At 73.2% G+C, this 14,383-nt stretch carries 13 protein-coding genes and 1 tRNA gene; 8 read left to right on the top strand and 6 right to left on the bottom strand.

Annotation, left to right across the window (positions count from 1 at the left end; genetic code table 11):
* Nucleotides 1-10: 10 nt before the first annotated feature.
* Entirely contained in the window at nt 11-739 is a 729-nt protein-coding gene (locus LCD35_RS07905) for a TetR/AcrR family transcriptional regulator (RefSeq protein WP_224957143.1), read from the bottom strand.
* Between the two features lie 285 nt (nt 740-1,024).
* On the opposite strand from LCD35_RS07905, the gene LCD35_RS07900 reads away from it, so the two are divergent.
* Nucleotides 1,025-1,213, top strand: a complete 189-nt coding sequence (locus LCD35_RS07900) for an antitoxin (RefSeq protein ID WP_224957141.1) — start codon at nt 1,025-1,027, stop codon at nt 1,211-1,213.
* A gap of 165 nt (nt 1,214-1,378) precedes the next feature.
* Here the strand turns inward: LCD35_RS07900 and LCD35_RS07895 are convergent, their stop codons facing one another.
* Nucleotides 1,379-2,578 (bottom strand): thiolase family protein, encoded by a 1,200-nt coding sequence (locus tag LCD35_RS07895; RefSeq protein WP_224967536.1) that lies wholly within the window; start codon nt 2,576-2,578, stop codon nt 1,379-1,381.
* A 55-nt stretch (nt 2,579-2,633) separates the two neighbouring features.
* Entirely contained in the window at nt 2,634-3,605 is a 972-nt protein-coding gene (locus LCD35_RS07890) for a prephenate dehydrogenase (RefSeq protein WP_224957137.1), read from the bottom strand.
* A gap of 136 nt (nt 3,606-3,741) precedes the next feature.
* Between LCD35_RS07890 and LCD35_RS07885 the strand changes: the two genes are divergently transcribed.
* From LCD35_RS07885 to LCD35_RS07870, 4 genes are all read left to right on the top strand, one after another.
* Nucleotides 3,742-4,230 carry a tRNA adenosine deaminase-associated protein gene (locus LCD35_RS07885; RefSeq protein ID WP_224957135.1) on the top strand — a complete coding sequence of 163 codons (489 nt, stop codon included), beginning with the start codon at nt 3,742-3,744 and terminating at the stop codon, nt 4,228-4,230.
* Nucleotides 4,227-4,685, top strand: coding sequence for a nucleoside deaminase (locus LCD35_RS07880; protein ID WP_374108046.1), 459 nt, complete (start codon nt 4,227-4,229; stop codon nt 4,683-4,685). The genes LCD35_RS07885 and LCD35_RS07880 overlap by 4 nt, the downstream gene beginning before the upstream one ends.
* 77 nt (nt 4,686-4,762) lie before the next feature.
* Nucleotides 4,763-4,996 carry a CsbD family protein gene (locus LCD35_RS07875; RefSeq protein WP_224957131.1) on the top strand — a complete coding sequence of 78 codons (234 nt, stop codon included), beginning with the start codon at nt 4,763-4,765 and terminating at the stop codon, nt 4,994-4,996.
* 51 nt (nt 4,997-5,047) lie between these two features.
* Nucleotides 5,048-5,135 (top strand) — tRNA-Ser (locus LCD35_RS07870).
* A 276-nt stretch (nt 5,136-5,411) separates the two neighbouring features.
* Here the strand turns inward: LCD35_RS07870 and LCD35_RS07865 are convergent.
* Nucleotides 5,412-6,707 (bottom strand): hypothetical protein, encoded by a 1,296-nt coding sequence (locus tag LCD35_RS07865; RefSeq protein WP_225043971.1) that lies wholly within the window; start codon nt 6,705-6,707, stop codon nt 5,412-5,414.
* A gap of 39 nt (nt 6,708-6,746) precedes the next feature.
* Nucleotides 6,747-7,712 carry a hypothetical protein gene (locus LCD35_RS07860; RefSeq protein WP_224967532.1) on the bottom strand — a complete coding sequence of 322 codons (966 nt, stop codon included), beginning with the start codon at nt 7,710-7,712 and terminating at the stop codon, nt 6,747-6,749.
* A 359-nt stretch (nt 7,713-8,071) separates the two neighbouring features.
* Between LCD35_RS07860 and asnB the strand changes: the two genes are divergently transcribed.
* The gene (gene asnB, locus LCD35_RS07855; RefSeq protein WP_224957128.1) at nt 8,072-9,934 is read left to right on the top strand and encodes an asparagine synthase (glutamine-hydrolyzing); all 1,863 of its coding nucleotides are present in this window, start codon (nt 8,072-8,074) and stop codon (nt 9,932-9,934) included.
* Nucleotides 9,935-10,303: 369 nt separating this feature from the next.
* Complete coding sequence (locus LCD35_RS07850; RefSeq protein ID WP_224967544.1) at nt 10,304-12,049, top strand: endonuclease/exonuclease/phosphatase family protein; 1,746 nt, start codon at nt 10,304-10,306, stop codon at nt 12,047-12,049.
* Nucleotides 12,050-12,250: 201 nt separating this feature from the next.
* Here the strand turns inward: LCD35_RS07850 and LCD35_RS07845 are convergent, their stop codons facing one another.
* On the bottom strand, nt 12,251-12,871 hold the full coding sequence (locus LCD35_RS07845) for a TetR/AcrR family transcriptional regulator (protein ID WP_224957127.1): 621 nt from the start codon (nt 12,869-12,871) through the stop codon (nt 12,251-12,253).
* 101 nt (nt 12,872-12,972) lie between these two features.
* On the opposite strand from LCD35_RS07845, the gene LCD35_RS07840 reads away from it, so the two are divergent.
* On the top strand, nt 12,973-14,022 hold the full coding sequence (locus tag LCD35_RS07840) for a hypothetical protein (RefSeq protein ID WP_224967312.1): 1,050 nt from the start codon (nt 12,973-12,975) through the stop codon (nt 14,020-14,022).
* Nucleotides 14,023-14,383: the final 361 nt, after the last annotated feature.

Genomic DNA, 14,383 nt, shown 5'->3' with positions numbered 1-14,383 from the left:
GATGTCCCCTTCATCGAACGTCGGGTGGAATCCGCCGGGGGGCGTTCGCCGCGTCCAGCGCGTCGAACAGCTCCCGGTAGCCGTTGATCAGTTCGGTGAGCAGCGCGTCGATCCGGTCCGCGACGGCGCGCACCACCGCCGGGTCCGGCTCCGCCGGTGGTTCGAACGCATGTCGGATGGTGTGCGCGAGGGCGTCGGCCTTCGACTCCCGATCGATGCCGGAGAGGGCGGGCTTGTAGTCGTCGGCGAGGAAGAACCCGAGCGCGGCGGCGTTGAGCGTGTAGGCCAGGTCGGGCAGGTCGTCGCGGAGCAGCCCGGACTCGGCCAGCACCGCGTAGAACCGCTCGTTGGTCCGCTGCATCCACTCCTCGCCGGAGCGGTCCGCACCGGATGGCCGGCGGAGCTCGCCCAGGACTTCGGCGTCTCCGGTGATCAGCGCCAGCGCCAGCGGGCGGCGGAAGGTCACGAGGTAGGCCAGCCGCAGCAACCGGTGCGGGCGCACCTCGTCCGGGTCGTCCCGCAGGCCGCCGCGGAGGTCGTCGACGAGCGCGATCGACTCGCGCAGCAGGAGGCCTTGGAACAGCGCGACCTTCGTCTTCCAGTGCAGGTAGACGGTGCCCTTGCCGACGCCTGCCCGGCGGGCGACGTCGTCGACGGTGACCTTCCGGTACCCGTGGCGCAGCAGCAGTTCGCCTGCGGCGTCGAGGATCCGGTCGGCTCGGGTGGTGTCGCGGGGCACTGGGTTCCTCTCCTGCGCCGGTCCGGGCGGCGCCGTCTCGTGGACTCCGTGACCGGATTCGCTCATCTGGTCACGGAGTCACGCTAGACCCGCCGGGCAGCGGCGGGCAAGCATCGGGACGGACTGCGGAGCGTCACCACAGACTCGCGATCACCCGGCCGATGTCACCCTTCCGTGCCGGATCGCGGTGACGGGCCTGCCTGGCGGCCGCTCACCGGCGCGCATTCCCCCGCCAGGGGGTCTAGCTTCAGGAGGACCTGAGGACGTCGCCAGAAGGGAGCTGTCATGGGACTCGGCAGCCTCAAGGACAAGCTGTTGAACATGGGCAAGCAGCACAGCGACAAGGTCGAACAGGGCATCGACAAGGGAAGTGATGCGGTCAAGAAGAAGTTCGGCCACGAGCAGCAGATCGATCAGGCCGCCGAGAAGGGCAAGGACTACTTCCGCAACCAGGACTCAGGACCGAAGCAGTAGTCCGCGCTCCGCTGCGCGGCCGAAGCCGAACCGGAGGGACCTGGCGAGGGTGGTCCCGACCGCGCGGTGGCCGGCAGCGCCCCGAGAGGGGTCGTCCCGCACGCGCGGGGACGGCCCCTCTCCTCGCGTCCGGGGCCGTTCGCGCGGGTGCCCCGGGGGCGCGGGTCACGCCCGGACGGCGATCGCCAACCCCTGCCCGACGCCCACTGAGGCCGCCGCGATGCCCAGCCCGCCGCCCCGGTGCCGCAGGTGGCGGCACAGGTCCAGCACGATGCGCGGCATCGACGCCCCCAGCGGGTGCCCGTAGGCGAGGGCGCCGCCGTGCACGTTCACCCGCTCCCGGTCCACGCCGGGCAGGTGCTCCAGCACCGCCAGCACCACCGCGGCGAACGTCTCGTTGATCTCCCACAGATCCACGTCGGCCGCGGTCACCCCGAGCTTGCGCAACAGCGCGCGGATCGCGGGCACCGCGGACAGCGCGAAGTGGTGCGGTTCCGTCCCGGTGCTCGCCGAACCCACCAGCTCGCCCCACGGCCGCACGCCGAGCCGTTCGGCCTGCGCCTCGGTGCCGACGAGCGCGGCCAGCGCCCCGTCCGACAGCGGCGCCGAATTCCCCACGGTGACCGGCCCGCCCGGGGAGAACGCGGGGTCGAGCCTGCCGAGCTTGCGCAGGTCGGTGTCCGGCCGCACCGACTCGTCGCGGCGCACCACCTCCCCGTCGGGTGCGGTCACCGGGAACGCGAACCCGTCGTGCAGGCCCGCGTCCCACGCGGCCGCCGCCCGCCGGTGGGAGCGAAGAACGCACCCGTCCAGCTGTTCGCGGGTGATGCTGAGGTCCAGCGCGGTCCGCTCCGCGGCGTGCCCGAGCGGCACCGTCCACGCCGAGAGCATCCGCGGGTTCACCAGCCGCCAGCCCGCGGCCGTGGACACCGCCTCCATCCGGTCCGGCATGGCCCGCTCGGCGCGCGGCACCACGAACGGCGCGCGGCTCATGCCTTCCACCCCGCCCGCGACGAGCAGCTCGGCCTCGTCGGCCTTGACGGCCCGCGCCGCCTGCACGAGCGCCTCACCGCCGGAGGCGCACAACCGGTTGACGGTGACGCCCGGGACGGTGGCGGGCAGCCCGGCGAGCAGCGCCGCCATCCGCGCCACGTTGCGGTTCTCCTCGCCGGCGCCGTTGGTGTTGCCGTAGAGCACGTCCTCGATCCGCGCCGGGTCGAGCCGCCCGCTGCCGCCGGGACCGTGCCTGCACAGCAGTTCGGTCAGCGGCAGGGCGGCGAGGTCGTCGACGCGGATCCCGGACAGCGAACCCCGGTAGCGTCCGAACGGGGTGCGGGCGGCGTCGAGGACGTAGGCGCGGGCCATGGCTCCATGCTGGCCGAACCGGCGGCGCCGGTGGAAGGTGCGGGCGGAGTCGCTGTCAGCTCGCTGGGAGTTCCACGGTGGCGGACCCCTCGCCGAGCGCGGTGATGCGTCCGCCGCGCGCGCCGAGCTCCCGCAGCCTGCGCAGGTCCCGGTCGCCGCGCAGCACCACCTCCTGGCTCGTCCGCTCGGGGTCGCTGACCCGCTCCAGTTCGCCGCGCGCCGCGAAGCCCGCGTCGACGGTGGTCTTGAGCGCCCCGGTGGAGGCCAGCGAGCCGCGCGCGGCGCCGAGCCGGCCCAGCGCGTCGTCCACCGCGTCCAGCAGCGCCACCCGGTTGCCCTCGGTCATGGCCCGCACCAGCTCCGGGTCGGAGGCGGCGACGCGGGTGGCGTCCCGGAACGACCCGGCGGCCAGCGACAGCGCGAGCGGCCCGCCGTCCGCGCCGACGGCGGCGAGGACGTTCGCGAACACGTGCGGCAGGTGCGAGATGCGGGCGACGGCGTCGTCGTGCTCGGCGGCGGAGGTGGCGACGACGTGCGCACCGCAGTCCAGCGCCAGTTCGGCGGCGTCCCGCCACGCCTCCAGCGAGGTGCCCTCCTCGACGACGACCGCCCACGGCGCGCCGCGGAACAGCTCGGCGGACCCGGCGGCCCAGCCGGAGGACGCGGTGCCCGCCATCGGGTGACCGCCCGCGTAGCGCGCGCCGGGCAGCAGGCCGCGCACCTCGGCGTCCACCGGGTCCTTGACGCTGACCACATCGGTGAGCCGCGCTTCCGGCGCGTGCCAGGCGACCTCGCGCAGCACGGCGCGCACCGAGGTCAGCGGGGTGGCGACGACGACGAGGGCGTCCTGCTCGGCGGCGCGGCGCAACGCCTCCTCGGTGCTGTCCACCTGGTAGCCGTCGCCGCGGGCCCCGGCGGCGTCGTCGGCTCCCGCGGTGGCACCCCAGGCGGGGCGTCCGGCGGCGGTGGCGGCGCGCAGCACCGAGCCACCGATCAATCCCAGTCCGATCACGCACACGGCACGCATGGACCCATCCTGCCCGACCCCGGGGCGGGGCAGCGCCACCCGGTCGTGCGGTTGTGCACCCCCGTTCGCGGTGCCGAAGGTCACGAGCGCGCAATAGTGCTTTCGGGTGGCACCCGCACGCTCTACCGTGGTCCGCATGACAGGGCAGGAGCCGGAGGCGGGCTTCGCCGTGGCCGTGGTTCGCGAGGACGGCCGGTGGCGGTGCAGTGCGTTGGAGGGCTCGGTGTTGGGCGGGCTCGACGACACGATCACCGCGTTGCGGGCCTTGCGCTCGACCGGCGCGGTGTTCGGCATGTGCAACGTGGACGACGAGTTCTTCGTGCTGATCCGCCCGATCCCCGGTGGCGTCGACCTGCTGCTGTCGGACGCGGCGGCCGCCCTGGACTACGACATCGCCGCGGACGTGCTGGACCTGCTGCGTGCGGACGCCCCCGACGAGGACGACGACGAGGTGTGGCCGGAGGGCAACCTGTCGATCCTGTCCGACATCGGACTCCCGGAGGGCGAACTCCTCGTGATCATCGAGGAGGTCGACCTGTACCCGGACGAGCAGCTGGAGATGATCGCGCAGCGCTGCGGTTTCGGGGAGCAGTTCGCCGGCGTGCTGGAGAAGCTGGACCAGTGACGCCCCGCGACACCGAGCTGGTGCGCGCCGCGCTGGAGGTCGCCCCCGGTGCGCTGGCCACCGGCGACGTGCCGATCGGCGCCGTGGTCGCCGCCCCCGACGGCCGCGTCCTGGCCCGCGCCCACAACCGCCGCGAAGACCTCGCCGACCCGACCGCGCACGCCGAGGTGCTGGCGCTGCGCGCCGCCGCCGCGGAGTGGGGCGACGGCTGGCGGCTCGCCGACTGCACGCTCGCCGTGACCGTGGAGCCGTGCACGATGTGCGCGGGCGCGCTGGTCCTGTCCCGGGTGTCCCGGCTGGTGTTCGGCGTGTGGGAACCGCGCACCGGCGCCGTCGGCTCGCTGTGGGACGTGGTGCGGGACCGCCGCAGCAACCACCGCCCGGAAGTGGTGGGCGGCGTGCTGGCCGCCGAGTGCGCGCGGTTGCTGGAAGGATTCTTCGACCAGCACCGGTGATCTGCGCCACGTGCGCGTGATGCCGGATCATGAGGGGTACTCCCACGCGTGAACCGAATGCTGCGGAAGGAGTCATCATGGGCGTGTTCGACAAGGCCAAGCACCAGGCTCAGCAGTGGACCGGCAAGGCCAAGGAGGCGGCCGGGAACGCCACCGGCAACGACGAGCTGAAGAACGCCGGCAAGCGCGACCAGGTCGAAGGCCAGGTCAAGGAGACCGGCCAGGACGTCAAGGACAAGGCCGCCGGCGCCGTGCAGGACGTCCAGGACAAGTTCAAGGGCTCCGGCGAGAGCGAGTCCAGCGGTTCCTGATCTTCGACCCCCGCCTGAGGCGCCGAACGAGCGTGCAGTAGCCTAGTCGGCGGTAGCGTGTCCGAGCGGCCGAAGGAGCGCGCCTCGAAAGCGCGTGAGGTGAGAGCCTCCGTGGGTTCGAATCCCACCGCTACCGCCAGCGAAGAGCCGGTCCCCACAGGGGACCGGCTCTTCGGCGTTCGGGGCCCGGTTCTCCGGGGGCGCCGCGCACGGGGAGCTGGCTCGGCTCCCGGCACCGTCTCGTCGGGGGCGACCTCCTGACCGGGCCGTGCACCGCGATCCCGGGTCGACCCGGAGCGGACGACAGTGCCACCGGCGTCGAGTTCCTCGTGGTCCGCGACGACCGGGTCGTGGATCCTCGTACCCGGCGAACCGGCCGTTCCACCGCTGAACCTCCGCGCGACGCCCCGCCGGGTCAGCTGGTCGGGGGGTGCGGGTGGTTCTCGACGTTCATCGGTTCGATCAGGCCGGAGTCCTCCTCGCCCGCGAAGTCCTCCCAGTCCATGTTGGCGAGGGACAGGTTGATCTCCATCTCGACGAGGGCGCCGGTGGTGGCGCGGCGGGTCTCGCCGAAGCTGTCCTCGTCGAGGCTGACCACCAGCACGTCGTGCTCGGGCGCGGTCGTGGTGTGCGCGTCGGCGACGACGAGCAGCGGCCAGTCCGCGTCCGCCGGGACGAGGGCGGTCAGCTGCGCCGCGGAGAGTCCGGCGTAGCGGCGGTCGTCGACCAGGACCACGTTCGCCGACCAGGGTTCGTCGTCCGGTTCGCCTTCGAAGTAGTCGGCGGTGGTGCGGGCCGCGGTCGCCGCCCACGCCGCGTCGTCGGAGAAGTCGGTGCGCACCACGGGCACCTCTTCGGTGCCGGGCAGCTCGGGGACGTTCGCGGGGCGCGTCGGCCGCGCGGGACGGGCGCGCTTCGCCGGGACCGCCGGGGCGAGCGGCTTCGGGCGGTGCGCCCACAGGATCTCGTCGTGCGCGTCGACGAGGGCGAGGAACCCGTCGTCGGTCACCAGCAGCGCTTCCGCGCGCACGTCCGGCGCCGGACCGATGATGCCGGGCAGCGCGTAGCCGTCCGGCCGGACGGTGCGCGGCTCGCCGTCCTCGGTGAGCGCGAACCCGTCGCCCCGCCGGATCGGCTCGTGCCACAGCACCGGACCGTCCACCCGGCACAGGAAGCACGCGTCCTCCTCGCCGACGACGAACTGGTACTCCCCGTTCGCGGAGGTCAGCGAGGCGTTCCGCAGCGTCTGCCCGCGCCGCACCCGGTGGCCGTCGGCGGGGGAGTTCCAGCCGTCCCAGCGCTTCGGCGCGCGCGGCGATTCCCACAGCACGTGACCCTGCTCGTTCTTCAGCGCGATCTTGCCCCAGTCGTGGACCACCAGGGACTCGACCGGTTCGCGTTGGGGGCCGGTGGACCATAGCCGCTCGCCGGTGTGCGCGTAGACCACGAGGTCGCCGTCCTCTTCCAGAGCGAGGCGGCCGGGGCGGCCGAACGCCGGATCCGGATCGGACACCAGGGGCGAGTCGAGCACCCCCCGCTGGTAGTTCGTGCCGGTGGCCCACACCGCGACCGAGTCGGCGTTCCGGTAAAGGACGACGTTGCCGTCGTGCTGGTGCACCAGGCCGTACTCGCCGGAGGGGCAGCTCACCGCGCGGCGGCTCAGGTGCTCGCCCGGCCGCAGCACGAGCGCATGTCCGTATCCAGGTCTCACGCCGCGGGACACTAGATCAACGCACCGACAGGCCGGCGGCTATTCGAGCCGAGCGTGGATCTCGGGTAGCAGGCTCGCACCGAACGCCTGCTTCAACCGCGCTTTCGCCTTGTCCAGCAGCAGTTCCTGGAGCGGGTCCAGGCAGTGCCGCACGACCGCCGGATGGCGGGGCGGGGACTTGCACAGCACGACCGCGAGCGTCCGCAGCGCGGGCAGCAGTGCGGCGGCCTGCTCGATCCCGGTGAGGCCGAGCGCTTCGGTGAGGCGGGTCCAGAGCTGCTTCGTGCACGCGGAGACGACCTCGGCGGGGATCTTGCGGCGGCCTGCGTTGACCACCTCGTCGAGCTGCTTTCCCACCACCTGGGGAATCGCGTCCCAGGCGCGCTTCGCCTCCTCGATCACCACGACCAGCTGCACGAGCAGTTCGCACCAGAAGTGCTCCGCCATCGCCGCGCGGGTTCCGGTGCCCAGCGGGCCGAAGTCCCGCTCGACCTGGTCGAGGACCTGGCCGAGCAGCTCGCCCACCGCTTCGACCCGGTCCACATCGGTGCGGGCGGTGGCGAGCCTCCGGTCGGTGTCCGCCCGTTCCCGGGCCGCGGTGTCGGCTTCCTCGTCGGACGTCGGAGGTGGCGGAGATTCCTGCCGTCCTGCACCGGACCCGGTGGCTCCGTCGTCGGGCGTCGAATCCGGTGGGGGACTCTGCTGCTCCGCACGGGACTCGGCGGTCCGGTGCACCGCGCGGAGCGCCCGGAGCACGTGTTCGCGCGCGGTGTCCACCGCGGCGCGCTTGTGCCCGATCGTCGAGCGGGAGCGGTTCTCGCTCCCGGAAGCCTTGCGCTCGGCCGCCTCCCACCTGCGGTCGGCTCGTTCCCGGAAGTCGTCGAGGGCGTCGGGGGCCGGGTCGCGGATCAGCGAGACGGCGCCGGGCCACCCGTGCAGGGTGTTGGCGCACCGGCACTTGCAGGTGTCGCCGCCGGCACGTTCGCAGTGGGACGGATGCGTCAATGCTCCTCCAGAGCGCGGAGAAAGAGCCGCCGCCAACGGATGCTTCCGGGCCGCGCGGCCCCGCCCTACCGCTGGTCCAGCGAAACTCGCTGCGTCGCGGCGCAGGTCGCGGGCTTGCTCGTTCGGGGCATCCGAGGCGCTCGGACGGCGGGTGGGTGCTGACCCGGCGCACCGGTGCTCGCCGCCGAACGGGGAACGCGGGCCCCGGCGCGCTGCTCCGTTCCGGCGTCGGGCGGGGCGTCGACGTCGAGTGCGCCGGTGCCGCGGTGCGCCCCGAATCCTGGTGAATGCCCGGGTTCCGGACGGGGATGCTGCTGGGTGGGTCGGTGCAGGCGTCGGCGGCTGGAGGAGCGCGGAACATGTGCGGAATCGCGGGACTGGTGTCGTTCGAGGACGACGTGAACCGGCGGCGGGACGTCGTGGCGGCGATGACGGAGACGATGGCCTGCCGCGGCCCGGACGCGGCGGGGGTGTGGCTGGACCGGCACGTCGCGCTCGGCCACCGCAGGCTCGCCGTGATCGACATCGAGGGCGGGGCGCAGCCGATGCGCGCGGACACCCCGGACGGTCCGGTGGTGCTGACCTACAGCGGCGAGACCTACAACTTCCCGGAGCTGCGCGAGGAACTGCGCGGTCGCGGCCACCGGTTCGGCACCTCCAGCGACACCGAGGTGGTGCTGCGGGCCTACCTGGAGTGGGGCGAGGAGCTCGTCGACCGGCTCAACGGCATGTACGCGTTCGCGATCTGGGACGGTCGCGCCGAGAAGCTCGTCATGGTGCGCGACCGGATGGGCATCAAACCGTTCTACTTCCAGCGCACCCGGGACGGCGTGCTGTTCGGTTCGGAGCCGAAGGCGATCCTGGCGCACCCGGACGTGCGGCCGGTGATCGCGGCGGACGGGGTGAACGAGCTGCTCGGCGGGATCAAGACGCCGGGGCACGCGATCTGGGCGGACATGCGCGAGGTGGTGCCGGGCACGCTGGTCGTGGTGGACCGGGACGGGCTGCGCGAACGCACCTACTGGACGTTGCGCACCGCCGAGCACACCGACGACCTCGACACGACGATCGCCACGATCCGGGAGCTGCTGGACGACTCGGTGCGGCGGCAGCTGACCGCGGACGTGCCGCTGGGCGTGCTGCTGTCCGGCGGCCTCGATTCGAGCGCGCTGACCGCGCTGTCGGCCGGCCAGCTGGCGGCGCGGGACGAGCGGGTGCGCAGCTACTCGGTGGATTTCGTGGGCCTGGCGGAGAACTTCCGCCCGGATGACATGCGGGCGACGCCGGATTCGCCGTTCGTGCACGACGTGGCGCGGCACGTCGGATCGGTGCACCGGGACATCGTGCTCTCCGACGCGGCCCTGGCCGATCCGGCGACGCGGCGGACGGTGCTGGCGGCGAAGGACTTCTCGGTGGGTGCCGCCGATGTGGACACCTCGCTGTACCTGCTGTTCCAGGCGATCCGGGAGCACTGCACGGTCGCGCTGTCCGGGGAGACCGCGGACGAGCTGTTCGGCGGCTACCCGTGGTTCCACGACCCGGTGGCGCAGCAGGCCGAGATCTTCCCGTGGATGGTGCCGGTGTTCGCCGCCGGTGAGATGTCCGCGGACGAAGGCGGGCCCGCCGTGTCGGAGTTCTTCGACCCGGACCTGGACGCCCGGATCGACCTGATGACCTACCTGAAGGACCGCTACCGCGACGCGGCCGCCGAAGTGGAACCGCTGCCCGGCGAAGATCCGCACGAAGCGCGGATGCGGGTGATGAGCCACGTGCACCTGACCCGCTTCCTGCGGGCGCTGCTGGACCGCAAGGACCGGATCAGCATGGCCGTCGGCCTGGAGGTGCGCGTCCCGTTCTGCGACCACCGGCTGGTCGAGTACGTGTTCAACGCGCCGTGGGCGATGAAGAGCTTCGACGGCCGGGAGAAGAGCCTCCTGCGCGCCGCCACCCGCGACGTGCTGCCGGAATCGGTGCTGCAACGGGTGAAGAGCCCGTACCCGTCCACCCAGGACCCGGGCTACGCGGGGAAGTTGCAGGCGATGGGCCGCGAGGTGCTGGCGGACCCGGACCACCCGATGTTCCAGGTCATCTACCGCAAGTGGTTCGACGCCACGGTGAGCACGCCGCCCGCGGAACTCCCCGGCTACGAACGGGAGAAGCTGGACCGGGCCCTCGACATCGCGGCTTGGCTGGAGCAGCACCGCCCGGAGATCCGGGTCTGAAAACCGTGTCGTCCCCTGCTGCTCGGGGATGGGGTGGCGGAACCTCAGCGTCCTCCTCGCTGCGGGATCGTTTTCACCGGTGGCTCCGCCACAGGAGAAAACGCTGTCCTCGCGAGGAGAACGCTGAGAACCCGCTGCGGTGCGAGGTGCTCAGGTGGTCGGCGGCTCAGCGGCTTCGCCGCTGACGGGAAACGGCGCGAGGTCCGCGGTCTCGATCGACGAGGTTTCGCCCGGCGTACGGGTGAAATCGGTTCGGGCGTCACCTGCGCGCGGTAGCGTCGGGCGCCGCTGTGATCGTTCGAGCGCTGGGGGTTCGGAGTGGGATCGTCGAAGGTGCTGGCCGGGGCGCTGGCCGCGTGCGGGGTGCTGATGGTGTTGCCGGGTTCGGCGGCGGCAGCCGAGGTGCGCATCCACGACGTGCAGGGCGCGGGCCGCGTCTCGCCTCTGCTGGGGCAGCGGGTGAGCGGTGTGCCGGGCGTGGTCACCGGCGTCCGGACCGAGGGCACCGCACCGGGTTTCTGGTTCCAGGACCCGGAACCTGACGGCGATCCGCGCACCAGCGAAGGCCTGTTCGTCTACACCCCGGACGCGCCGCCGCGGGTCGCGGTGGGCGACGTGGTGGCGGTGTCCGGCACGGTCGCCGAGTACTACGCGGTCGGCGACGGCGAGCAGCCGGAGACCACGCCGAACCAGTCGGTGACCGAGCTGTCCGGCGCCACCTGGGAGATCACCGGCGCGGCACCGGTCCCGGCGGCGGAGCCGATCGCCCCGGAATCGGTACCGGCGGCGTACGCCCCGGACGGCGAGCTGGACGCGCTGCCGCTCGACCCGGCCCGGTTCGCGCTGGACTACTACGAGTCCCGCGAGCACATGAACGTCTCCGTCGCCGACGCGCGCGTGGTGGGCCCGACCGACTCGTACGGCGCGCTGACCGTCACCTCGAAGCCCGCGCAGCAGGCCGGCGAGCGCGGCACCACCACCTACACCGGCTACGACGAGCCGAACTCGGGCCGGTTGAAGGTGGAGCCGGTGGGCCTGCCGGTCCCGGCGGCGAACGTCGGCGACGAGCTGACCGGGCGCACCGAGGGGCCGCTGGACTACAGCCGGTTCGGCGGCTACCTGCTGGCGGCGACGTCGCTCGGCGAGCACCGGCCGGTGGGCGTCGAACCGGAGGTCACCCGCGCGCAGGATCCGGACGAACTGGCCGTCGCCACCTACAACGTGGAGAACCTGGCGGGCACCGACGAGCAGTCGAAGCTCGACCGGCTGGCCCGCGGCGTCGCGGTGAACCTGGCGGCCCCGGACGTGATCGCCCTCGAAGAGGTGCAGGACGACACCGGCGCCACCGACGACGGGGTGGTCGCCGCCGACGGCACGCTGCGCCGCCTGGTGGACGCCATCGCCGCCGCGGGCGGCCCGCGCTACGAGTGGCGGCAGATCGACCCGGTGGACGGCGCCGACGGCGGGCAGCCGGGCGGCAACATCCGGGTGGCGTTCCTGTTCGACCCGGCCCGGGTGTCCTTCGTGGACCGTCCCGGCGGGGACGCGGTCACGCCGGTCCGCGCGGTGCCCGCGGGGGACCGCGCCGAGCTGAGCGCCTCCCCGGGCCGCATCGCGCCCGCCGACCCGGCATGGGAGGCGAGCCGGAAGCCGCTGGTCGGCGAGTTCTCGTTCCGCGGCGAGCAGGTGTTCGTCGTCACGAACCACTTCACCTCGAAGGGCGGCGACCAGCCGATGCACGGCCGGTTCCAGCCGCCCGCGCGGGAGTCGGAGCGGCAGCGGGTCGAGCAGGCCCGGCTGGTGCGCGGTCTCGTCGCGGACCTCACGGCGATCGACCCGGGCGCGAAGGTCGTCGTCACCGGCGACCTCAACGACTTCGGCTTCTCCCCGGCGGTGTCCGCGCTGACCGAGGGCGGGCTGCTGAGCTCCGCCGCCGACGCGCTGCCGCCGGTCGAGCGGTACAGCTACGTGTACGAGGGCAACGCCCAGGCGCTCGACCACGTGCTCACCACCCCGGGCGTCGGGCGGGTGGACTACGACGTGGTGCACGTGAACGCCGAGTTCGCCGACCAGACCAGCGACCACGACCCCCAACTCGCACGCCTTCGGCCTTGATGGCCTTCCCGGTCCCGTTGCTCGGGAGTGGGGTGGCGGAACCTCAGCGTGATTCTCGCTGCGGGATCTTTTTCCCAAGTGGCTCCGCCACGAGGGAAAAAGCTGTCCTCGCGAGAATCCCGCTGAGAACCCGCGGGTGGTCCGGTTGGTCAGGTGGTTTCTGCTCATCGGCTTCGCCGCTGACAGGAAGGACGATCTTGGTCAGGGGTGCTCGGCTGCGTCGAGGGCTGGGGTGAGGGGGGCCAGGGCTGCGCGGAGCTGGTCGGGTAGTGGGCCGGTGGGGACGACCAGGCCGTCGGCGCTCCCGGCCGGCTGGAGCCAGGTCTCCAGGGCGATGCGGACCGCCGCGGCGACGCTCGCCGCGAGCACTCGGGCGGCGGTCGCCTCGGTGCCGGGCGCGCGGTCGGCGATGGCCGCCGCGAGCGGCCCTTCGATGCCGGCGGTGGTGTCGAGGAACGCGTCGCGCAGCGCGGGCCGGGTGGTGATCAGCAGCAGCGCCTCGGGGTCGTGCTCGCCGGTGCCGGTGAGCTGCTCGACCACCGCGTCGGTGACGGCGTCGGCCAGGTGCACCTCGGCGGGCCGGGCCGCGACCGCGGCGGCGATCCGCGACTCCCGGTCCGCGGTCACGGCGGAGACGATCGCCTGCTCGCGGCTGGCGAAGTAGTTGTTGTAGGTGCGCGGCGAGACCCCGGCCGCCTCGGCGATGTCCTCGACCCGCACCTGGTCCGGCCCGCGCTCGACCGCCAGGCGCAGCGCCGCCGCGCGCAGTGCTTCGCGCGTGGCCTGCTTCTTCCGCTCCCGCAACCCCGGTGCCGTCGTCACGGCGCCAGCGTCCCACGACCAGGTGCGTGCACGCAAACTTGCGTGCGCGCACTTTTGCTGTCACGCTCGTCCGCCGGAAGACCGACGGAGGGGATCGCGCCATGCGAGCAAGGGGAATGACCTACGACACCGGGTTCGTCGTGCACGGCCGGACGTCCCGCGAGCACTTCGACCCCGCGGTGGTCCGGCGCGAGCTCGCCATCATCCGCGACGACCTGCACTGCAACGCCGTCCAGATCATCGGCGGCGACCCGCGGCGCATCGAGCTGGCCGCCGGTGCCGCCGCCGACCTCGGCCTGGAGGTCTGGTTCTCGCCCTACCCGCTCGAACTGGAACCGGAGCAGATCCTCGCGCTGTTCCGCGACTGCGCCGTGCGGGCGGAACGGCTCCGGCGGCGAGGAGCCGAGGTCGTGTTCGTCGCGGGGGTCGAGCTGAGCGTGATGAACCGCGGGTTCCTGCCCGGCGACACCCCCGAGGAGCGGGTCGAGCAGCTGGTGGGCCGGCCTGAGCAGCGGGCCGCGGCGCTGCGCGAGCTCGGCGGGCGCGTCAACGCGTTCCTGCGCGACGCCGCGGCCGCGGTCCGCGAGTACTTCGGGGGCGGGCTCACCTACGCCGCCATCCAGTTCGAGCAGGTCGACTGGGCCCCCTTCGACTTCGCGACGTTCGAGCTGATCCGCTCCGCCGAGGTCGCCGACGGGTTCCGCGAAGCGGTGCGCGAGCTGGCCCGCGGTCCGAAGCCGCTCGCCATCACCGGGTTCGGGACCGCGGCCTACCGGGGCGCGGGAGACCGCGGGGGACGGGTGCTGGAGGTGGTCGAGCACGATCCGCGGACCCGGGTTCCGGTGCGGTTGACCGGTTCCTACGAGCGCGACGAGGCCGGTCAGGCCGCCTACCTGGACGAGCTGCTGGAGATCTTCGAAGCGGAGGGCGTGGACGGCGCGTTCGTGTTCCTGTTCGCCCTGCCCGGCTACCCGCACCGCCCGGACGGCGACCCGAGGGACGACTTGGACCGGGCCGGCCTGGGGATCGTCAAGATCCTCGAAGGGCGGCGGGGGGCGACCTATCCCGACCTGGAGTGGGAACCGAAGGCCGCTTTCTCGGCGGTGGCGCGGCGGTACCGGGCCGCCGCGGCGGGGGCCGCAACCGCGTGATCATCGCGAATCGGGCCGGGATCGTCGCCCCGGTCGGGCCGAGAACTTCCCGTGGGCACTTCTGGGTGTCACTCAAGGTGAGTACGCTGTGGGCACTGGGTGACGAAGGGGGGAGTCATGGGACAACCGCAGCGGGACGCGTCCAAGGGTGAAGTGCAGGAGCTGGGCGACTCCGCCTAGCAGCCCGGCGGAGCGGTTCGAGTCCTCGCGGGGCGATCGGCCCCGACGGGGTTCTCCGGGAACCCGGGAAAGCAGAAGGGGGGGGGGGGGGGGGGGGGGGGGGGGCGGGGCGGGGGGGGGGGGGGGGGGGGGGGGGGGGGGGGGGGGGGGGGGCGGCGGCGGGCCCCCGGCCCGGCCGGGG

Origin of the sequence: Saccharopolyspora sp. 6V, assembly GCF_020176785.1 — a bacterium.
Taxonomy (GTDB): Bacteria; Actinomycetota; Actinomycetes; order Mycobacteriales; family Pseudonocardiaceae; genus Saccharopolyspora_C; species Saccharopolyspora_C gregorii.
This window is presented reverse-complemented; position numbering and strand designations above follow the sequence as displayed.

What these genes read in the sequence shown, in the direction of transcription:
- LCD35_RS07850 (WP_224967544.1), top strand. Translation starts at nt 10,304, where the DNA reads ATGGTGTTGCCGGGTTCGGCGGCGGCAGCCGAGGTGCGCATCCACGAC.
- asnB (WP_224957128.1), top strand. Translation starts at nt 8,072, where the DNA reads ATGTGCGGAATCGCGGGACTGGTGTCGTTCGAGGACGACGTGAACCGG.
- LCD35_RS07895 (WP_224967536.1), bottom strand. Translation starts at nt 2,578, where the DNA reads ATGGCCCGCGCCTACGTCCTCGACGCCGCCCGCACCCCGTTCGGACGC.
- LCD35_RS07890 (WP_224957137.1), bottom strand. Translation starts at nt 3,605, where the DNA reads ATGCGTGCCGTGTGCGTGATCGGACTGGGATTGATCGGTGGCTCGGTG.
- LCD35_RS07840 (WP_224967312.1), top strand. Translation starts at nt 12,973, where the DNA reads ATGCGAGCAAGGGGAATGACCTACGACACCGGGTTCGTCGTGCACGGC.
- LCD35_RS07875 (WP_224957131.1), top strand. Translation starts at nt 4,763, where the DNA reads ATGGGCGTGTTCGACAAGGCCAAGCACCAGGCTCAGCAGTGGACCGGC.
- LCD35_RS07900 (WP_224957141.1), top strand. Translation starts at nt 1,025, where the DNA reads ATGGGACTCGGCAGCCTCAAGGACAAGCTGTTGAACATGGGCAAGCAG.
- LCD35_RS07885 (WP_224957135.1), top strand. Translation starts at nt 3,742, where the DNA reads ATGACAGGGCAGGAGCCGGAGGCGGGCTTCGCCGTGGCCGTGGTTCGC.